Consider the following 26,187-nt stretch of genomic DNA (forward strand, 5'->3'; position numbering starts at 1 on the left):
ACTCTCATGACGCTTTATTGATTCGTGATAAAACAGGCGCTTTTAAGCGCCTGTTTTTAGTATCAAATCTCAGCTATCGCAGCAGTTCGGCAAACTTCGCCAGCCACTGCGGATGCGCCGGCCACGCTGGGGCAGTGACCAGATTACCATCGACATACGCCTGATCGATACCAATCTCCGCATACTCCCCACCGCTTAGCCGTACTTCCGGGGCGCAGGCCGGATAGGCGCTACAGGTGCGTCCCTTCAGCACGCCAGCGGCGGCCAGCAGCTGCGGGCCATGGCAGACGGCGGCGATAGGTTTGTTCGCCACATCGAAAGCTTGCACCAGCTTGATAACCGCCTCGTACAGTCGCAGATACTCCGGCGCACGCCCACCGGGGATCAGCAGCGCGTCATAATCCGCTTCGTTGACGCTAGCAAAATCGGCGTTGAGCACAAAGCGGTGCCCTGGTTTTTCGCTGTAGGTCTGCGCGCCGTCGAAATCATGAATTGCCGTCATGATGTAGTCGCCTTTCGGCTTATCCGGGCAGACCGCGTCCACCTGGTGACCAATCATCTGCAGCGCCTGAAAAGGCACCATGGTTTCATAATCTTCCGCATAATCGCCCACCAGCATCAGAATCTTTTTGCCTGCCATAACCCGTCCTCGTTGAGTAAAGATGACTAAGATATAGCCTGGCGACGGGGGGATAGCGAACCGCAAAGCGCGCGCTGCGTCACGGATATGACGATGTATTCTGTGGCGGTGAAAAAGGGCGGCATGACGCCAGCCGCCCATTGTCGGTCAGGCACCAAATCCGCCGTCGATGGTGTGCATCGCCCCGGTGACAAAAGCCGCTTCTGGCCCCGCGAGCCAGGCGACCATACCCGCCACCTCTTCGGGGCGACCGTGCCGTTTAACCGCCATAAAGCTGTGCATCACCTCCCGCAACGGCCCGTCTTCAGGGTTGGCGTCGGTATCAATGGGGCCGGGCTGGACGACGTTGACGGTGATCCCTAACGGGCCGAAATCACGAGCTAGGCCGCGTGCCAACCCTTGTAGCGCTGATTTGCTGACCGCATAGGCCGCAAGGCCTGGAAGCGGCATGCGATCGCCGTTCACCGAGCCAATCACGATAATGCGTCCGCCTTCGGGCATTCGACGCGCCGCTTCAACGGCGGCATGGTACGGGGCATGGATATTGATGCGAAAAAGGCGGTCGACGGCATCGCTGTCCTGTTCGAGCGCATCGCCGAAAAGAATAATCCCCGCGTTGATCACCAGAATATCCAGCGGGCCGCTGTGATGAACCAGCGCAATAACCGCATCGCGATCGGCGCTGTCGGCCCGTTCAGCGGTGCTGCCCGTTTCGGCTGCCAGACGTTCTGCGGCCTCTTGCGAACCGGAATAGCTGAATATTACCGACGCACCGTCAGCGCGAAAACGCCGGACAATCGCCGCGCCAATACCGCGACTGCCGCCGAGAACCAGTACCGATTTGTTCTGAAATACCGTCATCACTACGCTCCTCATGTTCGAACCGAAACGATGAACTTCAACCCGGCAGGCGAGGCTGCCAGCATGGAGTATAGTTCTGCTCATTCACTCGCGTTGGCCGCAGCGGACTGGTGGTTGTGGAGAACGATAAGCGTGGAGATTCCCCGAGGTCGCGTAGCCCGGCCGAGCATCGCGACGCCGGGAAGGTCAATCAGCGCCCGACGCGAGCCTGAATGGACGCCGGATAACGGTCACCCACAATCTTAATCGCATCCAGCGCCTGGGTGATTTTCTGCAGGTCGCTTGCCGCCAGCACAATCTCGGCCGCCCCCAGATTCTCCTCCAGGCGGTGCAGTTTTGTGGTGCCTGGAATAGGGGCAATCCACGGTTTCTGGGCCAGCAGCCAGGCGAGAGCAATCTGCGCTGGGGTAATCCCGCGTTCGGCGGCCAGGTCACCCAGCACGGTCAGCAGTTGGGCGTTTGCTTCGCGAGCCTCCGCCTGGAAGCGCGGTACTTTACTGCGGAAATCATCGCTGCCAAAGGCAGTGTCGGTGGTGATGGCTCCGGTCAGGAAGCCTTTACCCAGCGGGCTGAACGGGACAAAACCGATGCCCAGCTCCTCCAGCAGCGGAATAATTTCCCGCTCTGGCTCACGCCACCACATGGAGTATTCGCTTTGCAGCGCGGCAACGGGCTGAACGGCATGGGCGCGGCGAATGGTTTGCGCACCGGCCTCGGAAAGGCCAAAGTGTTTCACCTTGCCTTCGGCAATCAGGTCTTTCACTACACCCGCCACGTCTTCAATCGGCACTTCCGGGTCAACGCGGTGTTGGTAGAGCAGATCAATAACGTCGGTTTTTAAGCGCTTAAGCGAGCCTTCAACGGCCTGGCGGATATGCTCCGGACGGCTGTTTAAAATCTGCTGCTTGTTGTCATCGCCGAAGGTAAAGCCGAATTTGGTGGCGATCACCACGCGATCGCGAAACGGCTTCAGCGCTTCGCCGACCACTTCTTCATTCAGATAAGGGCCGTACACTTCGGCGGTATCAAAAAAGGTCACGCCGCGTTCAACGGCGGCGCGGATAAGCTCAACCGCCTGACGGGTATCGGTTGCCGGGCCGTAGCCATAGCTCAGGCCCATGCAGCCCAGACCGAGTGCGGACACTTTCAGGCCAGACTGGCCGAGGGTTCTCTGTTGCATTGCGGGTTCCTTAATCACGTTAAACGTCGAGTTGACGGGCCGCCAGCCACTCAACGATGGCCGGGTCACGATGGGAGAAAAAGGCGCTGGTGGCGGTATCCAGTGCGGCAATGTGCAGCATGTCGTCAGCACTCAGCGCAAAGTCGTTGATGGCAAAATTTTCGGCCATACGTTCCTTACGCACCGATTTAGCGAGCGAGACGATGCCGCGCTGGAGCAGCCAGCGCAGAACGACCTGGCCCACGCTTTTGCCATATTTATTACCGATAGCGGTCAGCACCGGATGCGCAAACAGGCCGTTACGCCCTTCGGCAAACGGTGCCCAGGCTTCCGGTTGAATGCCGCGGCTCTGCATCCACGGCGTGGCGTGAAGCTGCTGGTTGAACGGGTTCACTTCGACCTGGTTCACGGCGGGTGCAATGCGGTTGAAGGCCATCAGGTCGGCCAGCCGGTCCGGCTGGAAGTTACTGACCCCGATGGCGCGGATTTTTCCCGCCTCATGCAGTTCCTCCATCGCTCGCCACGCGCCGTGCACGTCGCCGAAGGGCTGATGAATAAGATAGAGGTCGACGTAGTCAAGCTGGAGGCGGTTCAGCGAGCGCTCGAACTGCGCTTTCGCCCCGTCGTAGCTGGTGCCCTGTAGCCACAGCTTGGTGGTGATAAAAAGCGCATCGCGGGCAATGCCGCTGCGCTTCAGGGCGTTGCCCACCTGGGTTTCATTCTGGTAGGAAGCGGCGGTATCAATTAAACGGTAGCCGGTCTCGAGGGCATCGAGCACCGCGCGTTCACACTCGGCAGCATCGGTCATCTGGTAGACGCCGAAACCCTGTAGCGGCATCGCAATACCGTTGTTCAGTTTTACTGTTTGCATGGGGTTATCCTTCTTCTGAGTAGAAGAAGGATAGCGCGTGGGGATTTATTTGATTAGAGGGGGAAATACACTAATGGTAATGATCAAAATTCATTAATAAGTTGGCGAGCGGCGTGAAACCGATCGCCAGACTTCAGGCCTGCCGTTTCTTCCCGGATGAAATATCCCGCCTCAGCGCCGCGGGCGCATTCGGGTCGCCGGTCAACGGCAGGTTATTCAGCATCGTCTCAATATCTTCTGCCGGAACCGGGTCGGAGAACCAGAAACCCTGCAGCGCGTCACAGCCCAGCCCGCTGAGGATGCGCTGCTGCTCCTGCGTCTCCACGCCTTCGGCAACGACGTCCATATTCATTGAGTGGGCGATGTTGATGATGGTCGAGACGATTTTGACGTGCTTACTGTTTTCCCGCATATCCTTCATAAAGCTCTTATCGATTTTCAGCTCCCCTGCGGGGAGGTCCTGAAGCGCCAGCATGTTGGAGTAACCCACGCCGAAGTTATCGATGGAGATGGTAATGCCGATACGGCAGAAGTCGTTGAAAATCTGCACGCTGCGGTCAAACCCGTGTAGCGCGGTGGTTTCTGCCAACTCGATGGTTAAGCGGGTTGGGGAGACGTGGTGGCGTACCAGCGCCTCGCATACCCGTTCGTAAAAGTTCTGCTGCTCAAACTGCACGGGGGAGATATTCAGCGATACCGTCCAATCGTCGTGCCCGGCAATGCTCCACTTATGCAATTGCTGGCTAGCCTGTTCGACTATCCAGTTGCCCACCGGGACAATGAGCCCGGTATTTTGTAGCGTGGGCAGGAATACGTCGGGCAGCAGGATACCTTTTTTAGGGTGTCGCCAGCGCAGCAGCGCTTCAAAGCCGTATATTCGCTGTTCTTTGACGTGATACTTAGGCTGGTACCACAACTCAAACTGGCCGCGATCCAGTGCCTGGGTCAGATCCTGCAGGAAATGCGCCCCCTGCCAGGTACTATCGAGCATTGACTCATGGTAGAAAACCCAGCCGTTACGACCATTGTGCTTCACGTGATACATCGCGGTATCTGCCGAGAGCTTCAATTCCTGCGGCGTTTCACCGTGGCCTGGATAGAGGCTAATCCCCACGCTGAGTGAAATCTGTAGGATCTGCCCGGAGTGGTAGAACGGGCGGCGGACGCTCTCCACCAGGCGGGTGCAAATATCGGTAATTTCCGCTTCAGTGCAGTTTGGCGCGAGCAGGATAAACTCGTCACCGCCGATACGTGCAAGTGTCATTTTAGGATTAAGGCAGGCACTCATGCGGTTGGCGACGGAAACCAGCAGATTATCGCCAACGTGATGACCCCAGGCGTCGTTAATCAGCTTAAAGCGGTCGAGATCCATCAGCACCAGCGCAAACGTACTGCCCGCCAGGCGAGATTGATGCAGACAGGCCAGCAACCGCATATCAATCTGGCTGCGGTTTGCCAGCCCGGTCAGGCCGTCAAAGCGGGCCTGCTGTTCCAACTGCTGGTTAAGGCGCTGTAGATTCTCCGTCAGGCGGGCGGTACGCACCTGCGAGTCAACCATTGAGATCATCAGCATCAGCCCGAGCAGCAGCAGGGTAGTCACCGATACCCAGATAGAGAGCCCTTCTTCGCTGACCATCGCGTCGTGGCCCATCGTCATATGACCGTGGCCGGTAAAGGTGGCGGCACTCATGCCGGTGTAGTGCATGGCGGCGATAGCGATGCCCATGGCGAATGCCGCGCCGACGCGGGTCAACAGCACGCCTTTGCTGTTGAGCCGCAGGCTGAAGGCCAGCCACAGCCCGACGCAGGAGGCCACGATAGCAATGACCACCGAGGCGATAATCAGCGGAATGCTCCAGACAATATCATCGTGGGCCATCAACGCCGCCATGCCCACGTAGTGCATGGTGACGACGCCAGAGCTGAGTAGGGCGGTGGCAATGCAGAGGCGTTTTAACGACAGCGTGTTGCCTGCAACCGCGATATTAATCGCTAATGAAGAAGCAATAATGGCTGCCAGTAGAGAAATAACCGTGAGCTCAAGGTGATAGCTCATCGGCATTGGCATTTTCATCGCCAGCATGCCGATAAAGTGCATCGACCAAATACCAATACCCAGCGTCGCGCCGCCGGTAATGCGCCAGAAGATAGCGGCTTTTTTATTAGACGCAGCAATTTTTGCAGCACTATCAAGCGCAACGAAAGACGCAATGAAGGCCACCAAAAATGAAATACCGACTAGTATCGGGTCCCACGAAGCATGCAGCATCATGTAATCCATACCTTTTCATAAAGGGGGTTTAATTAATCTATCAGTAAATTCCGAATTTTACACAGCGAAATAACAATAACCTGCGACTCTTTTTACTGAATTGAACTCAATTAAGTACGGCTAAACCTTGATGAAATGCCAATGAATGTTAAGTATTGCTTTTTTATATAATTCTTATTTTACCGCTGCTTAAGTGTTTCATTAGTGGTTAGGGTTATTAGTTTTACTTTGGGTGGCGTAATTGTCTGGTAAAAGTGAAACTGACACTGCTAACAATTAAACTCCTTATAAACATGGAAATAATCTGGAAAATACCCCTTGTGGTGATATAACAAAATGACACAACGGTGTTGGGGAAAAGATTATGTTTAAAAACATTAGCGTCCGAACGTTTATCCTGGTATTTATTCTGGCGGTTTTCCTTATTGTAGATGTGATCTGCTTAATATTATCAAAGAATATATTCTTGCATTTAGCCATTAACCTGGTTTGGGTGGTGGCGCTGGCTTCGCTCTGGCTTTATATGACCAAATATCTTGTTACGCCGATTAACGCCGTAAAGCGCAGCATTGATGAAGTTAATGATGGTAATTTATCGGTACGTATTCCGATATTTGGTAATAACTGTGCTGGGCGCTTAATTCCAGGTATCAATAGCTTATCGAATAATATCTCCACGCTGGTGGCGGAGATTCGTTCTTCGTCCGATACGGCGATGACGTTGTCTGAACAACTGGCAAACCGCAGCGCGGAGTTAGCGGTGAAGACCGAGCAGCAGTCTGCCACGCTGATGCATACCGCATCCAGCATGGAGGAGATTGGGGCTGGGACCAAAAACAATGCCGAGCACACCCGTCTGGCAAGCGAGCGGGCGGGTGAAGCTACCCGATGCGCCCGTAAAGGCGGGGAGTTGATGGGAGAGGTAGCGACGAACATGCAGTCGATCACCGACTGTGCGCGACAGATGACGGAAATCATCGCCATGATTGATGGGATTGCCTTCCAGACGAATATTCTGGCGCTGAACGCGGCGGTAGAAGCGGCGAGGGCAGGCGACCACGGTAAAGGGTTCTCGGTGGTGGCAGGAGAAGTGCGGAATCTGGCGCACCGCAGCGCCGAGGCGGCGAAGAGCATTAAGACCTTAATTAGTGTAACCAGCGATAACGTGACGCAGGGGGCTAATATTGTCGCCGAGGCCGAGCGGAATATGCAGGATATCGTGAGCGGATCCGGCGAGCTGAACAGTCTGATGGAGCAGATTGCAGTGTCGACCGCCGAGCAGGAGAAAGGTATCGATCAGATAACCCTGGCGCTGACGGAGCTGGAAACCGTGACGCAGAGTAACGGGATGGTGGTGGAGGAGCTGGCGCGGTCCTCTGATATTCTGAAAAATCAGGTTATCGATCTGCAGTCGCGGACGCAGAACTTCCGCATCGGGGATGAGCCGCGGAAGGTGGAGGCGGCGCCGGGAGCGGCGGTACTTAAGCCAGCGGTGGCCGGGAGTCATGATAAGGATTTTTGGCAGTCGTTTTAGCGTAGGGTAAAGCTTCATCGCTTTCAGAAAAACGGCTAGGCCGGATGGCGCTTTGCGTATCCGGCCTACTGCTGAGTAACTTTCACCGTCCCCCTTTTATGAACAATTTCAGCGCGATGCCTCGTCCACATATTGCTTAACAAACGCAGATGGCTAGACTAACAGGATAAATAGTTCTGACCGGAGGCGAAGTGGAAGCCATAAAGGGATCTGATCTCAACGTACCTGATGCGGTATTCGCGTGGATGCTTGACGGGCAGGGTGGCGTAAGGCCCCTGACCGATGATGAAACCGTCAGCAAAGAGAACCCGTGCTGGCTACACATGAACTACACCCACCCCGACAGTGCGCAATGGTTGGCAACCACGCCGCTCTTGCCCAACACGGTCCGCGATGCGCTCTCTGGCGAAAGCCTCCGCCCGCGTGTCAGCCGTTTAGGCGAAGGGACGCTAATCACGCTGCGCTGCATCAACGGTAGTACCGACGAACGTCCTGACCAGCTCGTGGCAATGCGGCTCTATATAGATGAACGCATGATCGTCTCCACGCGGCAGAGAAAAGTGCTGGCACTAGATGATGTGGTCAGCGATCTTCAGGACGGCAGCGGGCCGACGGACTGCGGTTCCTGGCTGGTGGATGTCTGCGACGCGCTGACCGACCATGCCAGTGAATTTATCGAACAGCTGCACGACAAGATTATCGATCTGGAAGACAGCCTGCTGGAGCAGGAGGTGCCGCCACGTGGCTTCCTGGCGCTGCTGCGTAAACAGCTGATTGTGATGCGTCGCTATATGGCACCGCAACGGGATGTCTATGCCCGGCTCTCCAGCGAGCGCCTGTCCTGGATGACCGATGATCAACGCCGCCGGATGCAGGATATCGCCGATCGTCTGGGTCGTGGGCTGGATGAGATTGATGGCTGCATTGCGCGGACGGCGGTAATGACCGATGAAATTGCGCAGATGATGCAGGAGTCGCTCTCACGGCGCACCTACACCATGTCGCTGATGGCGATGGTGTTTTTACCCAGCACGTTCCTGACCGGGCTGTTTGGGGTCAACCTTGGGGGTATTCCCGGCGGCGGATCGCATCTGGGCTTCTCCCTCTTCTGTATTATGCTGGTAGTACTCATTGGTGGTGTTACGTGGTGGTTACATCGCAGTAAATGGTTGTAAAAAGTCATCTTTTTTATTCCATTAAGCGCCAATAACGCGACTTAATTTGAGCGAGGTCAATAAACCAGCACCCCAATCGAGGCAATATCGTTCCTGCAGGTGAATGCAACGTCAAGCGATGGGCGTTGCGCTCCATATTGTCTTACTTCCTTTTTTTGAATTACTGCATAGCACAATTGATTCGTACGACGCCGGCTTAGAATAGTCGGCTTTTTTTTATCTTTTTTTCCGCTACCCTGGCTACACTCGTTGATTAGTTGTCGCATCCCGCGGCGAGATCTGCGAGGATACGCGCCTGCTGAACGTCAGCCCCTAATTCGTGAGAACTACACCGTGACCGCTTTTGCCTCCCTGAACATCCTCCCAGCCTCCCAGCTCGAAAACCTCAATGACCTGGGCTATCTCTCAATGACCCCGGTACAGGCGGCATCGCTGCCGGCTATCCTTGCGGGAAAGGACGTGCGGGTGCAGGCGAAAACCGGCAGCGGTAAAACGGCTGCATTTGGTCTTGGCCTGCTGCAACACGTGGACGCCGGTCTCTACCAGACCCAATCGTTGGTGCTGTGCCCCACCCGTGAACTGGCCGACCAGGTCGCCGGTGAGATTCGTCGCCTGGCCCGTTATCTGCCGAACATTAAAGTGCTGACGCTGTGTGGCGGCCAGCCGTTCGGCGCTCAGCGCGACTCTCTGCAGCATGCGCCACATATTATTGTGGCGACGCCGGGTCGTCTGCTTGACCACCTGCAAAAGGGCACGGTCTCTCTGGATGCGCTGCAAACGCTGGTGATGGACGAAGCAGACCGGATGCTTGATATGGGCTTCAGTGACGCTATTGATGAAGTCATTCGCTTTGCGCCAGCCTCTCGCCAGACGCTGCTGTTTTCCGCCACCTGGCCGGAGGCGATTGCCGCCATCAGCGGTCGCGTGCAGCGCTCGCCGGAAACCATTGAAATTGATTCTGTAGACGCGCTGCCTGCCGTTGAACAGCAGTTCTTCGACGTGCCGCGTCACGGTAAAATCGCGCTGTTGCAGCAGCTGTTGAGCCAACATCAGCCCGCGTCCTGCGTAGTGTTCTGTAACACCAAAAAAGATTGCCAGGCGGTCTTTGAGGAACTGAATGCCGCGGGTCAGAGCACCATTGTGCTGCACGGCGACCTCGAACAGCGCGACCGCGATCAGACGCTGGTGCGCTTTGCTAACGGTAGCGCGCGTATTCTGGTGGCGACAGATGTTGCCGCTCGCGGTCTGGATATTAAATCGCTGGCGATGGTCGTGAACTACGAGCTGGCATGGGATCCGGAAGTGCACGTACACCGCATTGGTCGTACCGCGCGTGCCGGTAACAGCGGCCTGGCCATCAGCTTCTGCGCACCGGAAGAGGCGCAGCGCGCCAATATTCTCGCCGAAATGCTGCAGATTAAACTCAACTGGGTGGCGGAACCGGGTAAAGCGCGTATCGTGCCGCTGGAGCCAGAAATGATGACCTTGTGCATCGACGGCGGTAAGAAAGCCAAAATGCGCGCGGGCGATGTGCTGGGGGCGTTAACCGGTGATGTGGGTCTGGTCGGGGCAGATATCGGTAAAATTGACGTGCATCCGGCACATGTTTACGTGGCTGTTCGCGAAGGCGTGGCGCATCAGGCGTGGAAACTGCTGCAGAAAGGGAAAATCAAAGGCAAGGCGTGCCGTGTGCGTCTGCTGAAATAACGGCAGAAGAACGCGTCTCAGGTGCTGACCTGAGACGCGACAAGCTGATTACTTCACTTCGACTACGTTCAGACGCAGCTCATCCAGCTGACCTTCTTCTTCTTCCGGCTGCCAGCCTACTGGCTGTAACGGAATCTCTTCCCGGTCAAACGCCAGATCGCCACCGTCAATCACTTCACCGCCGTGGGTCAGACCTTTGAAATCGAACAGGTTGATATCGCTCAGGTGCGATGGCACCACGTTCTGCATAGCGCTAAACATGGTCTCAATACGGCCCGGATAGCGTTTATCCCAGTCGCGCAGCATATCTGCAATCACCTGACGCTGCAGGTTTGGCTGCGAGCCGCACAGGTTGCATGGGATGATTGGGAAACCTTTCGCTTCAGAGAAACGCTCGATATCTTTTTCGCGGCAGTAGGCCAGCGGACGAATAACAATATGCTTGCCGTCGTCGCTCATCAGCTTCGGCGGCATGCCTTTCATTTTGCCGCCGTAGAACATGTTCAGGAACAGCGTCTGCAGAATGTCATCACGGTGGTGGCCGAGCGCAATCTTGGTTGCACCCAGTTCCGTGGCGGTGCGGTACAGAATGCCGCGGCGCAGGCGCGAGCAGAGTGAGCAAGTGGTTTTCCCTTCTGGGATCTTCTCTTTAACGATGCCGTAAGTATTTTCTTCGACAATCTTGTACTCCACGCCCAGCTTCTCCAGATACTCTGGCAGAATGTGCTCCGGGAAACCTGGCTGTTTTTGGTCGAGGTTGACCGCGACCAGGCTGAAGCTGATAGGGGCGCTCTGCTGCAGGTTGCGCAGAATTTCCAGCATGGTGTAGCTGTCTTTACCACCGGACAGGCAAACCATGATGCGGTCGCCGTCTTCAATCATGTTGAAGTCAGCGATGGCTTCGCCCACGTTACGGCGCAGACGCTTCTGTAACTTGTTTAAATTGTATTTTTCTTTTTGGCTAATTTCTTGATTTTGTTGCATTTAATGGTTACTCAAAAATCTAAATGGAAGTTCAGGCCAAACACAGCGTCTTCCCATCCATTTGATTTGCGATAAAAGACCTGTCTCGCGCTGACTGGTCAATAGCGAATCAGCGAATGTGTGGCGTGTATGGTACGGATTACGGCGACGAATGTCAGCACGTTTTGCGCGTGAGCTAATAAAGCGCTGCTGATTCGCCAGAGGGCGAGAATTTCGCTATGATCCTCACTCCTTCGCAATGCTGGTCGCCTGATGCCTACGATTGTTGATACCTTTATCGCTCCACCGTGTTCCGCCGAGATAGAAATCCTCTATGAAGATGCGTATTTGCTGCTTATCAATAAGCCCAGCGGGTTGCTGAGCCTATCGGGTAAGAATCCGCAGAACGTCGATTCAGTACACTATCGGCTGGTAAAAGATTATCCCGGCTGTACGCTGGTTCACCGTCTTGATTTTGGCACCTCCGGGCTCATGGTGGTGGCACGTAACAAAGATATGAATGCCGCGCTGTGTCAGCAGTTCAGCCAGCGTAGCGTGACTAAGGTATACACAGCGCTGCTGTGCGGCCATCTTGAATATGACGAAGGGATTATTGACGCGGCGATTGCTAAGGATCCCGCGCGGTTTCCGCGCATGACAATTTGCCCGCAGCAGGGAAAACCGGCACGGTCACATTACCGGGTTGAAGCGCGTTTTTTCCAGCAGGGAAAAGAGGGAGCGCAGTTGCCGCTGACGCGAGTTACCTTAACGCCGGAAACCGGGCGCACGCATCAGCTGCGTATTCATTGTCAGCAACTGGGCCATCCGATTTTAGGTTGCGATCTGTATGGCGGATTACTGATGTCAGGTGCAGAAGAAGCACCCAGGCTGATGTTGCATGCCAGCGAGCTGAATTTTGTTCATCCCGTTAGTGGTGAAGCGGTCAAGGCGCGTCATGCTAGCCCGTTTTAGACATTAAAAAAGCCCGTGAGGGCTTTTGGTAAGACGTTGGCGAGGTGATGCTTACCACATCAGATCGTCAGGGATTTTGAAATCTGCATACGGATCGTCTTCATCCTGTACTTCCTGGCTTAGGGCGCTGTGCAGAACAATGCTGCTGGCATCGCGCTGAGCGATTTTTTCCGCCACGACCGCCGGGATAATCGCATACTCGCTCTCACCATTGCTCTGAGTGGCCAGACGCGCGATGGCGAGACGCCCGTTAATTAACTGGGTCTGCGTCAGTTTATCGACGGTGATTTTTTTGATGATGCTGCCGTCGGTAAAGTTAAAGCTAATATCGCCGCGGCCCGGCATGACGCGGTTCATTTCAATCAGCTGTTTAACCTGCGCTTTATACTCTTTGGATAACACGGCCTGCTTTTGCTGCTCGCTGAGCAGTTTATCGCGTTCAACCTGCGCCTTCTTATTCTCTTCGACCGCTTCTCTTGCCTCACGAGCCTGAACGCGCGATTTTTTCGCCGTACGCTGGACCTTGGCCACTTTTTTACTGGAGACTAATCCCGCTTTTAGCATCTGCTCTTGTAAGGTAAGTTTTGTCATTTTCGCTTCTGAATAGGATGAATAATGGCGAGGATTATACCCGCAATTTTTGTCACGATGCCAGATTATAGGTCTCGAGTGGCGCATTGTCTGGCGTCCGCTTGGCATTTCGCGCCTTTAATGCCCCGTTATTTATTGTGGCGATGAATGCGTAGCCGCATAATAGCGGCCAACCTCCGCAGGTGCGGGGTTAAGCGCCAGCTTTTTCTGGTGATGAAGGAAACACAATGGAAAGGCGTAACTTTCTGAAAGGTGCCGCGGCACTCTCCACCCTTGGGCTGGTGAGCCCGGTTTTTGCTAAAACCGAAGCCGTCGCAAAGCCTGCCGTCTCGTCTTCCGGCAAATCACGCCGTTTCGTGATGACCCAGACCTACAGTCTTAAGGCCCCACAGGGTTCTTCAGGCAAGGTCAACTTGTGGATCCCCATCCCGGAAGATACCGCCTTCCAGCAGCTGCTTGACCTCTCCTTTAGCGGCAACTATCAAAGCGCTAGCCTCAACGCGAATAACCGCTACGGGGCGAAAGTCCTGTTTGTGACCTGGCCTGCCTCCAGCGGCCCGCTGGAGATCAAGGTCGAAATGGAGATTGAAACTCGCGATTGGGAAGTACTGAAAGAAAACCGTCTTGCCGACTGGCAGTTGCCGGTTGAAGGCGCGGTGATCCCTGATGAGATCAAACCGTTCCTGCAGGCGACTCCCCATATTCCCGTTGATGGTCTGGTCAAAGAAACCGCGCTGAAAATTATCGGCAGCGAAAAAGCGCCGCTGAAGCAGGCGCGTCTGATTCATGACTGGGTAAGCACGCATATGCACCGTGACGATGCGGTGATTGGCTGCGGTACCGGCGACGTAGGAGAGATCCTGAAAACCGGTAAGCTTGGCGGTAAATGCACCGATATCAACTCCGTATTCGTGGCGCTGTGCCGCGCGGTCGGGATCCCGGCGCGTGAAATGTTCGGGATTCGCCTGGGCGCGAGCCGCAAACTCGACGGCTACTCTAAAAAAGCCTTCGGCAGTGCCGATGCGCAGGGCGTGGCAAAAGTCAGCGGCGGCCAACACTGTCGCGCGATGTTCTGGCTGGCCGGTTTCGGCTGGATGCCTGCCGACCCGGCGGACGTCACCAAAATGCGTCTGACCGAGAAAAAAGAGAACGGCGACCCGGCGGTGACGGCAGTGAACGACTACCTGTTCGGTAACTGGGAGATGAACTGGGTGGGCTTCAACCACGCGCGTGATTTCGCGCTGTCGCCAGCGGCAGAGCAGGGTGACGTTAACAACCTGGGCTACCCGTACGCCGAGGTCGATGGCGATCCGCTGAACTTCTACGATCCTGCGGCATTTAGCTACGACTATGTCAGCGTCGAACAGCATTAAGGGCGGCGTCCTGACGCTACTGGCGGCGATCGTTGCCGCTGGTGCCTCGACGCTGTGCTGCATTGGTCCGCTGCTGTATCTGCTGTTCGGTATCTCGGCAGCGGGGCTGGTGGGTATTCCCGGCGCGTCCTGGCTACAGTTCCCGATGATCGTCGTCGCAGTAGGGCTGATGGCACGGGGTTTCTGGCGTTTGCATTTGTCGTCGAAGCCGGTGTGCGTGAACGTGGTGAGTCGTCGGGTGCTGGTGTGGCTCTACTGGCTGTCGGTACCGCTGGTGCTGGCGCTTATCACCTATCCTTATGTTCTGCCCTGGATTTGGGAGTGGATGGAATGAAAAAAGCAGTATGTCTGGCGTTGATGCTCTTTACGCCGCTGGGCTGGGCCGCCGATAAGCTGGTCACCATTGATATCGGCGAGATGAACTGCCCGCTGTGCGTGATTTCGATTAATCAGGCGCTACGTACGACCGATGGGGTGATTAAGGCGAAAGCGTCGCTGAAAACGCGTCAGGCGGAGGTGGTGGTGCCGGAGAATTTCGATAACCAACAGCTGCTGGCGGCGATAGCCAAAACCGGGTTTAAGGGTGAGATTCACGGAGAAAGCGCGGTGCAGTGATGCTGTGCTGGCTGATAAAAGAAAAAACCCGCTGTTGCCAGCGGGTTTTTTGTTGCATTAGAACTGGTAAACCAGGCCCATCGCAACGATGTTGTCGGTAGCAATACCGTTATCAGCGTAGAAGCTGTCGTTGCCGTCCAGCAGGTTGATTTTGTAATCAACGTAGGTGGACATGTTTTTGTTGAAGTAGTAGGTTGCGCCCAGATCCAGGTATTTAACCAGATCTTTGTCGCCACTGACGTTCTGGCCTTTCTTCAGATCGCTGGTGGTGTTGGACAGATCTTTACCTTTGGATTGCAGATAAGAGATTTCTGGACGCAGACCGAAGTCGAACTGGTACTGTGCAGTCACTTCGAAGTTCTGAGTTTTATCGGCAACACCGTTGCTGTCACCGTATGCAGTCATGTTACGGGTTTCCGCATACATGGTTGCCAGGTAGATGTTGTTAGCGTCGTATTTCAGACCCAGAGTCCATGCATCAGCTTTGTCACCGCCAGCGTTGGAGTCGGTGATCTGCTGGTTAGTACGGTCAGATGTTGCGTATGCCGCTGCCGCGCTAACGCCCATGCCCAGATCGTAAGACGTGGACATACCGAAGCCGTCGCCATTGTCCTTACGAACGTCGCTATTGCTATCAGCGCGGTTATTGGTACCAATATTGCTATCAGCGCCGCTCTGGTTTTCATTTTTACCCTGGAACTGCAGGGCAAAGTTCAGACCATCAACCAGACCGAAGAAGTCATTGTTACGGTAGGTAGCAACGCCGTTCGCACGACCGGTCATAAAGTTATCAGCGCTGGTGTAGGTGTCGCCGCCTTGTTCTGGCAACATATCAGTCCAGCCTTCTACGTCGTACAGCACGCCGTAGTTACGACCGTAGTCGAATGAGCCGTAGTCGCCGAATTTCAGACCAGCAAAGCCCAGACGGGTAAAGCCAGTACCGGAATTGCTTTCGGTCTGGTTAGCCATGACTTTATATTCCCACTGGCCGTAGCCAACCAGTTGGTCAGTAATCTGAGTTTCGCCTTTAAAGCCGCCCTGGAAATATGACTGATCGCCATCGTGTGCAGAGTTGCTGGAGAAATAGTGCAGACCATCTACCTTGCCATAGATGTCTAATTTATTGCCGTCTTTATTATAAACTTCTGCGGCATGAGCTGCGCCTGCTGCTAACAGCGCAGGGATAACGAGGGCCAGTACTTTTCTGTTCATTGAAATTATTCCTTTAGTATTTTTATTCGCGCACTTCCACTCAAATAGAGGAAGTAAGGCAATGCTAAAGGAGACCTATCGGAGATGGTAAATAACATTTGTTACAACATGAGTAAAATCTAAAGAATATAATTCCCATGAAACGATGATAATTTTCATGAATATTTATCGTCTAAACATATAAAATAAAAATTATACAAAGAATATTCGCTGCCGTAAGCTATCTCCGTTATATGCCTTTTTGTCACACAACGTATTTAAGTTGCCGTGTGTCATTTTATTGATTCGTCACTCTCAAATGACAAGCCCGAATAGCCATTCGGGCTTTTTTTATTACTTTGTTTTTATGTGTTTTTTACGGCGTGGCAGCGTGTGTCTGCTGGTGGTGAAATCAATTCTATCTACACTCTCATCAGATCATTATCGTGCTATTTGATGGCGACTTTTGATAGGCAATAAACACAAAGTAGACGGACATGACGCTGTATATTTGATGCGTTAAGAAACGGCTGGAAGTAGATAATAAATCGATGGCTGAATACCTTTCTCACACCGGATGGCGGAAATTTAACCATGCGAGATTAAATAGTGTGATCGATAGCATAAAACTAAATGTTTCTGTCATTTCTGTATTCGGTTCGGAGTTACATGAAAAAATATGGCGATGCGGGGGAATGATCGTATCGGTCGAATTAACTACGTATCGGGCAAAAAAAACCGCCTTCATAAAGAAGGCGGCTGTCGATAACAATCGTTACTCTTGCGGCGTTGTCTTCTCAGCCTTTCCGGCCAGTTGCGCGAGGAAGTCGTAGCGTTTTTGCAGGTCCTCTGCCGCGTCTTTCCACAACTGCTCGGCCACTTCCGGCTGCTGACTGTTCAGACGGCGGAAGCGCTGCTCGTTCATCAGCGTTTCGGCTAACGCATCTGACGGTGGGCGAGAGTCCAGCGCCAGCGGGATTTTACCTTCGTCAGCGCGACGCGGGTCGAAGCGGAACAGCGGCCAGAAGCCGGTAGCGGTAAGCTGACGCATCTGATCGTGGCTCAGCGCCAGATCGTAGCCGTGCTCTTCGCAAGGGCTGTAGGCGATGATCAGCGATGGGCCTGGATAAGACTCGGCTTCCTGAATTGCTTTCACCGTCTGGTTGAGCTGAGCGCCGAGTGAAATCTGCGCCACATAAACATGACCGTACATCATCATGCTGACGCCCAGATCTTTACGCGCTTTTCGCTTGCCGTGCTCGCCAAACTTGGTGACTGCGCCAAGCGGGGTCGCTTTGGAGGCCTGGCCACCGGTGTTGGAATAACACTGGGTATCCAGCACCAGAATATTGACGTTCTCGGTCAGGCTCATCACGTGATCCAGGCCGCCGAAGCCAATATCGTAGGCCCAGCCATCGCCGCCAATCAGCCAGATCGATTTCTCGACCAGCGCGTCGGCATCGGTCAGCAGCTCTTCAGCACCCTCGACACCTTTCAACGCGCTGCGCAACTGTGAAACCTGTTCACGACGGACATCCGGTGTGGCATCGGCGTGCAGCGCGTCGTTCAGCTCAGCCGGAATATGTTCGGCAAAACCGTCCAGCAGGCGCATCACGCGTTGGCGATGCTGATCGACCGTCAAGCGGAAGCCCAGACCAAACTCGGCGTTATCTTCAAACAGCGAGTTAGCCCACGCTGGGCCGCGACCGTTAGCATCGGTGGTGTACGGTGTGGAAGGCAGGTTACCGCCGTAGATAGAAGAACAGCCGGTAGCGTTGGCAATCAGCATGCGGTCGCCGTACAGCTGGGTCAGCAGTTTGATATACGGCGTTTCGCCGCAGCCGGAGCAGGCGCCAGAGTATTCAAACAGCGGGGTAATCAGCTGCGAAGTACGGATATCGATACGTTCAAGCTTGCTGCGGTCGATTTCCGGCAGGTCGAGGAAGAAGTCATAGTTCACTTTCTCTTCTTCAACGTGCTCCAGGCGGGACATCATATTGATGGCCTTGATGCTTGGATCCTGACGATCTTTCGCCGGACAGACTTCCACGCACAGGTTACATCCGGTGCAGTCCTCAGGCGCTACCTGCAGGACGTATTTTTGACCGCGCATATCGCGGGACTTCACGTCCAGAGAGTGCAGGGTGGCCGGGGCGTTTTCCATCTCTTCCGGGGAGACCACTTTGGCACGAATCGCCGAGTGCGGGCAGGCCGCGACGCAGTGGTTACACTGGGTACAGAGATCTTCTTTCCAGATAGGGATCTCTTCAGCAATGTTGCGTTTCTCCCAACGGGTCGTACCCACAGGCCAGGTACCGTCCGGCGGCAGCGCGGAGACAGGCAGCGCATCGCCAAGCCCGGCGAGCATCGCGGCGGTCACGGTTTTGACGAAATCTGGAGCCGCGTCGGACACCACCGGCGGGCGGTTCGGGCTGGTGGCGTTAACCTGCTGTAGCGGCACTTCAAACAGCGACTCGCGTGCGAGCGCCAGCGCCTGCCAGTTACGCTCAACCAGATCCTGACCTTTGCTGCTGTAGCTTTTGGCGATGGCGTTTTGCAGTTCCATCAGCGCGCTGTCACCCGGCAGGATTTGCGTCAGATGGAAGAACGCCATCTGCATTACGGTGTTAATACGTGCGGCCAGCCCGCATTCACGGGCGATTTTCGCTGCGTTAATCACATAGAAGCGCGCTTTTTTCTGGTTCAGTACGGCCTGTACTTCCTGCGGCAGACGTCCCCACACTTCATCAGCGCTGTAAGGCGTGTTGAGCAGGAAAATACCGCCGGGCTTCAGGCGCTCGGCCATCTGGTACTTATCGATAAACTGCAGTTGGTGGCAGCCAACGAAATCGGCCTGCGCAACCAGATAAGCAGAGCGAATAGGCGTGTCGCTCACACGCAGGTGAGAGACCGTCAGGCCGCCGGCCTTTTTGGAGTCGTAGACGAAGTAACCCTGCGCAAACCACGGCGTCGAGTTACCGATGATCTTAATGTTGTTCTTGGTTGCCGAGACGCTACCGTCACTGCCAAGGCCGTAGAACAGCGCTTCCAGACGCGCCCGCGATGGCAGCGTATTTTCCGGCAGTGGCAGGGAGAGGTTGGTAACATCGTCGTAAATGCCGACGGTGAAGCGTGGTTTTGGCTTCGCTTGTGACAGCTCATCAAAGATAGCCAGCACGCAGTCCGGGCCAAACTCTTTTGACGACAGGCCGTAGCGCCCACCAATCACGCAAGGTAAGGTTTCGCGCTCGCCCTGATTGAACGCTTCCGCCAGCGCGGTCATCACGTCGAGGTACAGCGGTTCAGCCAGCGCGCCAGGCTCTTTGGTACGGTCTAGCACGGCCACGCTGCGCACGCTTTCCGGCAGCGCTTGCAATAAATGCTGCGCGGAGAACGGGCGATAGAGGCGCACTTTCAGCACGCCGACTTTCTCGCCGCGGGTCAGCAGTTCGTCCACCACCTCTTCACAGGTGCCGATGGCGGAGCCCATGATAACAATCACGCGCTCGGCCTGCGGATGGCCGTAGTATTCGAACGGTTTGTAGTGACGGCCAGTCGCGTCGGCGAAGTCAGCCATCGCCTGCTCAACGTGGTCGTATACCGCGTTGTACCACGGGTTAGTGGCTTCGCGAGACTGGAAGTAGGTGTCCGGGTTTGCTGAAGTCCCGCGAATCACCGGATGTTCCGGGTTCAGCGCTCGCGCACGGTGCGCGGTGATTTCATCCTGCGGCAGCAGGTCGCGAATGGTGTTATCCGACAGCGGTACGATTTTGTTGATTTCGTGGGAGGTGCGGAAGCCGTCGAAGAAGTGAATAAACGGCACGCGGCTTTTCAGCGTGGCGATATGCGAAATCAGCGCAAAATCCTGCGCTTCCTGGACGCTACCGGCACAGAGCATCGCGCAGCCGGTCTGGCGGATAGCCATGACGTCGGAGTGGTCGCCGAAAATCGACAGCGCGTGAGTCGCTACGGTACGGGCAGCGACGTGCAGAACAAACGGGGTCAGCTGACCGGCCAGTTTGTAGAGCGTTGGGATCATCAGCAGCAGACCCTGCGATGAGGTGAAAGAGGTCGACAGCGCACCGGTTTGCAACGCGCCATGCACGGCGGCAATGGCACCGGCTTCAGACTGCATTTCGACCACGCGCGGGACATCGCCCCACACGTTTTTAAGCCCATTCCCCGCCCATGCATCGGCCTGTTCGGCCATCGTTGAACTCGGCGTGATCGGGTAAATGGCGATGACTTCACTGGTTCGGAACGCCACTGAGGCGACCGCACCATTACCGTCAGTTGTGATCATTGGTTATGACACCTTACATTGCGCAGAAAAGTGGCCCACGGGCGTACCGAAGGCCGGAAATTTATCCTTAATAGACACATCGCTCTTGTCGATGATGTTAGGTGAAGTTTAGCAAACCCCGCGCTGAATCATTTTTGCTTTTGTGTCCTTGGGGCGCGTCTATATCAATGACGCGAATGTTTTTAGCCACAAAATTGCCAGAAAATGTTTCTAAGGTGCATAAATGCGCGCTTCCTCTCTCGACGAGCGCCGCTACGCTGCCTATGATGCATAGGTTTGTTCCTATTTTTGCGATTCGGAGGGAAGTGATGCGAGCTGCTTTTTTTGTCGGGTGTGCGGCGCTTTTATTATCCGCGTGTAGTAGTGAACCTGCCCAGCAGGCAACGGCGGCGCACGTGACGCCAGGGATGAGAGCGGCAATGTCCAGCTCAGGCGAAGCAAACTGCGCGATGATCGGTGGGTCACTCTCCGCCGCCCGCCAACTGGATGGCTCCAGCATCGGCATGTGCGCGCTGCCAAACGGTAAGCGCTGCAGCGAGCAATCGCTGGCGGCGGGAAGCTGCGGTAATTATTAAGCCTTAATGCACCAGGTCGGCGAGCTTAAAGATGAGCGTCTGATCGGCCGTCGCCAGCGTCAGCTGCTGTTCGGTTAAATCGACCTGGGCGCCCTGACGCAGCATGGTGCTCAGCGTGGCGTCGAGTTGGTTCAGCTGCGCATCGCTACAAATCTTGCGCGTCATCGTCAGATCGGATGCTTTTAGCTCGCCGTTGCTGATTTTTGCCGTTCCGGAGAAGCGGTTGCACATCTCGCCGGACAGATAAATGTGATTCAACAGCGGCTGCTTTTCACCAAAGCTCACGTCAAGCGGAGCATCAGTGCTACTGATGGTTTTGCCGTTCACGCTTTCCAGTACGAAGCGGTGATGCTGGAGCTGTTCACCGCCGGTAGACATTTTGCTGTTATAGACGCAGCCTGAAAGCAGAGCGGCTGCGGCTAGCAGGAATAACATTTTCTTCATTGCTTGAGACTTCTTATAAATATATTGATCAGGTGAATGTTACTGAGGGGTTACTGTACAGCCGGAGAGGGCTGTGGGACTTGGCGGAAAATGCTTCCCGGGCGGGGGGCTGACGTTATTAGTCAAATTCTTAGTGGCAGAAGATATGTTAGTTTGGAGAAGGGTTCCGTTCACTATACGTCAGGCGGAATATGAAGACCCTTCACCGGTGAACGTGTTAAGGGGGATAACCGCATCCCCCTTAACAATCCCCGCGGCCCCGCAGGGAAATCGGTGCTTCGCACTGCGCTCGCCTACGAACTCCAGCCTGCGGCACGGCGAAACTCGACGTCCTGTCTCGGTTCGCCTCAGTCCGCCATCCATGGCGTCCTGACCTTGTCTTCCATTCTCTGTCTCGCCGATTTCCAGCGGGGACTCATCGGTTTCAGAAAGACTGGTTTTTGCTGTTAACTAAAAGACCGCACGATTTTGGGTGGCGTCTAAATCGCCGAAGCGTTCCCTGTAGGCCGGGTCAGCCCACAGGGATGTGGGCTGAGGGCGTGGTTCACATGGATGTGAACTCGCGCCCGACCCGAAGCCGGAAGGGATAAGCTGAGGGAACCACGAAGTGGCGATTTTGCCGCCAGAGCCTGGGGGTGCAGGGGGCGGCGGCGATTGGCCGCCCCTTGCGCGCTCTCCGCGTCAGCGCAATTTATATGGCTAGCGCTGGAAGAGAGCGCAACGGAGTGATAAACCTAAATACATCTCCCTGATCATAGCTGAACCAGGGGAGGCACAACGCATCAAGCAATAGCGTTAGGGCAATCAGCACCAGTATCAATCTGGCGCAGGTTCTCCAGCGTCGTTTCCGAAATGCTGGTCAGCGCCTCCGCAGTCAGGAACGCCTGATGACCGGTAAACAGTACGTTGTGACAGGCGGAGAGGCGGCGGAACACGTCATCCTGAATCACGTCGTTAGACTTATCTTCAAAGAACAGATCGCGCTCGTTCTCGTACACGTCCATCCCCAGCGCGCCAATTTTCTGCGTCTTCAACGCTTCAATCGCTGCCTGAGAATCAATTAACGCACCGCGACTGGTGTTGACGATCATCACGCCGTCTTTCATCTTCTCAAACGCGCTGGCGTTGAGCAGATGATAGTTATCTGCGGTCAGCGGACAGTGCAGCGAGATAACGTCCGACTCGGCGAACAGCGTCGGCAGGTCAACGTACTCTACGCCCAGTTCCAGCGCCGCCGCGCTTGGGTACGGGTCAAACGCCAGCAGACGCATACCAAAACCTTTCAGGATGCGCAGGGCGGCAACGCCAATTTTACCGGTACCGATCACCCCAGCGGTTTTACCAAACATGGTAAAGCCGGTCAGACCTTCCAGCGAGAAGTTAGCATCACGGGTACGCTGATAAGCACGGTGAATACGACGGTTGAGCGTCATCATCATGCCAATAGCGTGTTCCGCAACGGCTTCCGGCGAATAGGCCGGAACGCGAACCACGCGCAGCCCCAGCTCTTTTGCCGCATCGAGGTCGACGTTATTAAAGCCCGCACAGCGCAGCGCAATGTACTTCACGCCGATTCTCTTCAGCTCTTCCAGAACCGGACGGCTGCCGTCATCGTTGACGAAAATACAAACTGCTTCACAGCCGTGGGCGGTTTTTGCGGTTTTTTCCGTCAGCAGGAAATCAAAAAATTCGAGTTCAAAGCCATATGTCTCATTAACATTTTGCAGGTACTTTTTGTCGTACTGCTTGGTGCTGTAAACGGCGATTTTCATAAGACTTTTCTCCAATGATTTTGGCGTTAATTTAGCACAATTCAAAAAATCTTACAAAATATAAAAATGTTTTGAAGGCTAAAGTTACGTAAAGAAACTATCACCAGTATACGCGGATAATCGGCGGGGGAGAACTCACGGTCTCAATCAGAATCAACTGAAATTCCTCACGTTTTATTTTGTAGCAGCTATGATTAATCCATGGTGGCGGCTTTCACTCACAGGTCTGACATGACACAATATGCCTCTTTGGATCGCCCGCTGCGCGTTCACGGCATGACTGCCTGCTTAATCTGGATATCACTGCACCCATGAAGGGTAAATATAAAGCCGTTATTGCGCTACTCCTGGTATTAATACTCCTGCCGCTGACGCTGGTGATGACGCTCGGGTATTGGGTGCCAACGCTGGTCGGCATCTGGCTGCCGGCGGGAACACGCATCGCGCTGAACGACAGCCCACGTTTCACCCGCACCTCCTTACGCGTTCCTGATCTACGTTATCTGGTAGGGGATTGCGAGCTCGCCACGCTGAAAGACGTGACGCTGTCACATCCTAGCCGCTGGCAGCTGCATGCCGCCGCCGTCAATCTCAATTCCGTCTGCTTTAATAAGCTCCCGCAAAACGATGCGGTACCGGGTGCGCCGCGCACGCTGGCGGAATGGCAATCGATGCTGCCGAATACCTGGCTGTCCATCGACTCGTTGAGCATCTCGCCGTGGGAAAAGTGGCAGGGCAAGCTCAAGGTCTCGCTCACCGCCCAGCACCAGGAGCTGGAATATGAAGGTGACCAGGTGACCCTGCACGCCCGCCTGCGCGGGCAGGCGCTGACGGTCAGCGAGTTTCACGCCAGCCTGCTGGAAGGTGAGCCGCCGGTGAAGCTGCTCGGTGAATTTACCATGCCGCTGGTGCCGGATGGGCTGCCGGTGAAGGGGCATCTTGAGTCGACATTCCAGGTGCCTCAGGTGCCGTCGCTGGTGGATGCTGAGCTGAACTGGGACGGAAATCAGGGGCAACTGGTGATGATGGCACGCGGTGAAGACGACCCGATTGCCGATTTCCCGTGGCAGATTACCGAACAGCAGTTGGTTATCAGCGACGGTCGCTGGAGCTGGCCGTATCAGGCGGGTATTCCGCTAAGTGGTCGTGTGGGCGTGAAACTGGATAACTGGCAACAGGGCATCGATAAAACGCTGATTACCGGTCGCTTAAGCGTACTGACCTCCGGTGATGCCGGTAAAGGCGTCGCGGTGCTGAACGTTGGGCCGGGAACGCTGAGCATGGACAACAGCGACATGCCGCTGCATCTGGTCGGTGAGGCCAAGCAGGGCGATCTGATTTTCTACGCCAAGCTTCCCGCGCAGTTAAGTGGCCCGCTTTCGGCGCCGACGCTGGCTTTCCAGCCCGGTTCGCTACTGCGTTCGCGCGGCCGCGTTATTGATGCTCTTAATATTGATGATGTCCGCTGGCCACTGGCCGGGGTCAAAATCTCCACTCAAGGGATTGACGGCCGTCTGCAGGCAATCCTTCGCGCCCATGAGCAGCAAACCGGCGATTTTGTCCTTCATCTGGACGGTAAGGCCGACAATTTCTTGCCGGATAAAGGCGTCTGGAACTGGCGTTATTGGGGCGACGGCCACTTCACGCCGATGCAGGCGCGCTGGGACGTGACCGGCACCGGCGAGTGGCGCGACAGCGCGATTGTGCTCAACGCACTCTCCACTGGCTTTGACAAACTTCAGTACGGCACCATGACCATCGAGCAGCCGCGCTTGACGCTACAGCAGCCGATTCACTGGGTCCGCGACGAACAGCATCCCTCTTTTACCGGCGCGTTGGCGCTTGATGCCAAAGAGACCCGCTTTACCGGCGGCAGCGTCTTGCCGGTCTCGGCCCTGAATTTCAGCGTTGACGGCCGCGATCCGACCTTCTTCCAGTTTAAAGGTGACCTGAGGGCGCAGGAGATTGGCCCGATTCGCGTCAACGGCCGCTGGGACGGCGAACGTCTGCGCGGGCAGGCATGGTGGCCGAAGCAGTCGTTGACGGTGTTCCAGCCGCTGGTGCCACCGGACTGGAAAATGAAGCTGCGTGACGGTTCGCTGTATGCCCAGGTGGCGTTCTCTGCGGCGGTAGGGCAAGGTTTTGAGGCCGGTGGCCACGGCGTGCTGCGCAACGGCAGCGCGTGGATGCCAGATAACGAAGTCAACGGCGTCGATTTCGTGCTGCCGTTCCGTCTGAAAGCCGGCGTATGGCAGTTGGGGACGCGTCGCCCGGTGTCGCTGCGTATTGCTGAAATCGTCAACCAGGTGACGGCGCGTAATGTCACCGCTGATCTGCAGGGCACCTGGCCCTGGAGCGAAGCATCTCCATTACAGTTGAGCGATGTCAGCGTTGACGTGCTCGGCGGCAAGGTGACCATGCAGCAACTGCGCATGCCGCAGCACGATGCGGCGCTGCTGCGCTTGCAGCATATTTCGACCAGCGAACTGGTCAGCGCGGTCAACCCGAAACAGTTCGCCATGTCCGGTCCGGTAGACGGTGCGCTGCCGCTTTGGCTGAACGACAGTAAATGGATAATCAAAGACGGCTGGTTGCATAACCCCGGCCCGATGACCTTGAGACTGGATAAAGACACCGCCGATGCCGTCGCCGACGATAATATTGCCGCCGGGGCTGCGATTAACTGGTTACGCTATATGGAGATTTCGCGGTCGTGGACGCGTATCAATCTCGATAGTCTCGGTCTGCTGACGCTACAGGCAACGGTCACCGGGACCGGCGTGATGGACGAGAAACGCAGCACGGTGCGTCTGAACTACACGCACCAGGAGAATGTTTTTGATTTGTGGCGAAGCCTGCGCTTTGGCGACAAACTTCAGTCATGGCTCGAGCAACACGCAACCCTTCCCGGTGTGCCGTGTCGCAGCGGCACGGAATGTAAGGAGCAACAATGAAATTATCCATCGCCATACTGGGATTGATGGCAACCGGCCTGTTATCAGGGTGCGTGCCGCGCATTGAAGTGGCGGCGCCAAAAGAGCCGATCACCATCAATATGAACGTGAAAATTGAACACGAAATCCATATTAAGGCCGATAAGGACGTTGAGGATCTGCTCAAGTCCCGTAGCGACCTATTCTGAGGCTAT

General features: G+C 55.3%; 21 protein-coding genes and 1 pseudogene. 10 read left to right on the plus strand and 12 right to left on the minus strand.

All coding sequences use genetic code 11. The features are described from left to right. Positions 1 to 73: 73 nt before the first annotated feature. The 5 genes from V6940_RS15125 to V6940_RS15145 all read right to left on the minus strand — a co-directional run bounded on the left by V6940_RS15125 (position 74) and on the right by V6940_RS15145 (position 5,824). The gene (locus tag V6940_RS15125; RefSeq protein WP_185666079.1) at positions 74 to 640 is read right to left on the minus strand and encodes a DJ-1/PfpI family protein; all 567 of its coding nucleotides are present in this window, start codon (positions 638 to 640) and stop codon (positions 74 to 76) included. 147 nt (positions 641 to 787) lie between these two features. Next, positions 788 to 1,501 carry an SDR family oxidoreductase gene (gene bdcA, locus V6940_RS15130; RefSeq protein WP_333496420.1) on the minus strand — a complete coding sequence of 238 codons (714 nt, stop codon included), beginning with the start codon at positions 1,499 to 1,501 and terminating at the stop codon, positions 788 to 790. Between the two features lie 190 nt (positions 1,502 to 1,691). Further along, positions 1,692 to 2,681: an aldo/keto reductase gene (locus tag V6940_RS15135; protein ID WP_333496421.1), complete on the minus strand. Its 990-nt coding sequence runs from the start codon at positions 2,679 to 2,681 to the stop codon at positions 1,692 to 1,694. A 19-nt stretch (positions 2,682 to 2,700) separates the two neighbouring features. Beyond that, entirely contained in the window at positions 2,701 to 3,552 is an 852-nt protein-coding gene (locus V6940_RS15140; RefSeq protein WP_333496422.1) for an aldo/keto reductase, read from the minus strand. Positions 3,553 to 3,685: 133 nt separating this feature from the next. Further along, positions 3,686 to 5,824 (minus strand): putative bifunctional diguanylate cyclase/phosphodiesterase, encoded by a 2,139-nt coding sequence (locus V6940_RS15145; protein ID WP_333496423.1) that lies wholly within the window; start codon positions 5,822 to 5,824, stop codon positions 3,686 to 3,688. 364 nt (positions 5,825 to 6,188) lie between these two features. Between V6940_RS15145 and V6940_RS15150 the strand changes: the two genes are divergently transcribed. From V6940_RS15150 to dbpA, 3 genes are all read left to right on the plus strand, one after another. Then, positions 6,189 to 7,358 carry a methyl-accepting chemotaxis protein gene (locus tag V6940_RS15150; protein WP_333011737.1) on the plus strand — a complete coding sequence of 390 codons (1,170 nt, stop codon included), beginning with the start codon at positions 6,189 to 6,191 and terminating at the stop codon, positions 7,356 to 7,358. Between the two features lie 191 nt (positions 7,359 to 7,549). Beyond that, a complete protein-coding gene (gene zntB, locus V6940_RS15155) occupies positions 7,550 to 8,533 on the plus strand; it encodes a zinc transporter ZntB (RefSeq protein ID WP_220439796.1) in 984 nt (327 codons plus the stop codon). Positions 8,534 to 8,866: 333 nt separating this feature from the next. Beyond that, complete coding sequence (dbpA, locus tag V6940_RS15160) at positions 8,867 to 10,240, plus strand: ATP-dependent RNA helicase DbpA (protein ID WP_220439795.1); 1,374 nt, start codon at positions 8,867 to 8,869, stop codon at positions 10,238 to 10,240. 48 nt (positions 10,241 to 10,288) lie between these two features. On the opposite strand, the gene ttcA is transcribed toward dbpA, so the two are convergent. Both ttcA and V6940_RS15170 read right to left on the minus strand, forming a co-directional pair. Beyond that, positions 10,289 to 11,224 (minus strand): tRNA 2-thiocytidine(32) synthetase TtcA, encoded by a 936-nt coding sequence (gene ttcA, locus V6940_RS15165; RefSeq protein WP_333496424.1) that lies wholly within the window; start codon positions 11,222 to 11,224, stop codon positions 10,289 to 10,291. A gap of 46 nt (positions 11,225 to 11,270) precedes the next feature. Further along, positions 11,271 to 11,401: pseudogene (locus V6940_RS15170) on the minus strand (site-specific integrase); the annotation flags it as partial. A gap of 75 nt (positions 11,402 to 11,476) precedes the next feature. Here V6940_RS15170 and V6940_RS15175 point away from each other — a divergent pair. Next, entirely contained in the window at positions 11,477 to 12,175 is a 699-nt protein-coding gene (locus V6940_RS15175) for an RluA family pseudouridine synthase (protein ID WP_333496425.1), read from the plus strand. 51 nt (positions 12,176 to 12,226) lie between these two features. Here the strand turns inward: V6940_RS15175 and V6940_RS15180 are convergent, their stop codons facing one another. Beyond that, positions 12,227 to 12,766 (minus strand): DUF2058 domain-containing protein, encoded by a 540-nt coding sequence (locus V6940_RS15180; protein WP_333496426.1) that lies wholly within the window; start codon positions 12,764 to 12,766, stop codon positions 12,227 to 12,229. Between the two features lie 227 nt (positions 12,767 to 12,993). Between V6940_RS15180 and V6940_RS15185 the strand changes: the two genes are divergently transcribed. Genes V6940_RS15185 through V6940_RS15195 form a run of 3 tightly spaced genes read left to right on the plus strand, consistent with a single transcriptional unit; the run spans position 12,994 to position 14,754 of the window. Then, positions 12,994 to 14,139, plus strand: coding sequence for a transglutaminase-like domain-containing protein (locus V6940_RS15185; RefSeq protein WP_333496427.1), 1,146 nt, complete (start codon positions 12,994 to 12,996; stop codon positions 14,137 to 14,139). Beyond that, entirely contained in the window at positions 14,117 to 14,473 is a 357-nt protein-coding gene (locus tag V6940_RS15190) for a hypothetical protein (RefSeq protein WP_115074230.1), read from the plus strand. The genes V6940_RS15185 and V6940_RS15190 overlap by 23 nt, the downstream gene beginning before the upstream one ends. After that, positions 14,470 to 14,754: a heavy-metal-associated domain-containing protein gene (locus V6940_RS15195; RefSeq protein WP_035895277.1), complete on the plus strand. Its 285-nt coding sequence runs from the start codon at positions 14,470 to 14,472 to the stop codon at positions 14,752 to 14,754. The genes V6940_RS15190 and V6940_RS15195 overlap by 4 nt, the downstream gene beginning before the upstream one ends. Positions 14,755 to 14,811: 57 nt before the next feature. Here V6940_RS15195 and ompC read toward each other — a convergent pair whose 3' ends face one another. Both ompC and nifJ read right to left on the minus strand, forming a co-directional pair. Then, a complete protein-coding gene (ompC, locus tag V6940_RS15200) occupies positions 14,812 to 15,966 on the minus strand; it encodes a porin OmpC (protein ID WP_333496428.1) in 1,155 nt (384 codons plus the stop codon). 754 nt (positions 15,967 to 16,720) lie between these two features. Further along, positions 16,721 to 20,248 carry a pyruvate:ferredoxin (flavodoxin) oxidoreductase gene (gene nifJ, locus V6940_RS15205; protein ID WP_333496429.1) on the minus strand — a complete coding sequence of 1,176 codons (3,528 nt, stop codon included), beginning with the start codon at positions 20,246 to 20,248 and terminating at the stop codon, positions 16,721 to 16,723. Positions 20,249 to 20,556: 308 nt separating this feature from the next. Between nifJ and V6940_RS15210 the strand changes: the two genes are divergently transcribed. Continuing rightward, positions 20,557 to 20,823 (plus strand): putative hemolysin, encoded by a 267-nt coding sequence (locus V6940_RS15210; protein ID WP_333496430.1) that lies wholly within the window; start codon positions 20,557 to 20,559, stop codon positions 20,821 to 20,823. 3 nt (positions 20,824 to 20,826) lie between these two features. Here the strand turns inward: V6940_RS15210 and hslJ are convergent, their stop codons facing one another. Both hslJ and V6940_RS15220 read right to left on the minus strand, forming a co-directional pair. Next, on the minus strand, positions 20,827 to 21,267 hold the full coding sequence (gene hslJ, locus V6940_RS15215; RefSeq protein WP_333496431.1) for a heat shock protein HslJ: 441 nt from the start codon (positions 21,265 to 21,267) through the stop codon (positions 20,827 to 20,829). Positions 21,268 to 22,049: 782 nt separating this feature from the next. After that, positions 22,050 to 23,039 carry a 2-hydroxyacid dehydrogenase gene (locus V6940_RS15220; protein WP_185666096.1) on the minus strand — a complete coding sequence of 330 codons (990 nt, stop codon included), beginning with the start codon at positions 23,037 to 23,039 and terminating at the stop codon, positions 22,050 to 22,052. Between the two features lie 311 nt (positions 23,040 to 23,350). Here V6940_RS15220 and V6940_RS15225 point away from each other — a divergent pair, with 311 nt between their 5' ends. Both V6940_RS15225 and V6940_RS15230 read left to right on the plus strand, forming a co-directional pair. After that, positions 23,351 to 25,993 (plus strand): YdbH family protein, encoded by a 2,643-nt coding sequence (locus tag V6940_RS15225; protein WP_333496432.1) that lies wholly within the window; start codon positions 23,351 to 23,353, stop codon positions 25,991 to 25,993. Next, entirely contained in the window at positions 25,990 to 26,181 is a 192-nt protein-coding gene (locus tag V6940_RS15230) for a YnbE family lipoprotein (RefSeq protein ID WP_185666098.1), read from the plus strand. Before V6940_RS15225 ends, V6940_RS15230 begins: the two co-directional genes overlap by 4 nt. Positions 26,182 to 26,187 lie beyond the last annotated feature (6 nt).

Origin of the sequence: Kluyvera sp. CHPC 1.251, assembly GCF_036759945.1 — a bacterium.
GTDB classification, from domain to species: Bacteria; Pseudomonadota; Gammaproteobacteria; order Enterobacterales; family Enterobacteriaceae; genus Kluyvera; species Kluyvera sichuanensis.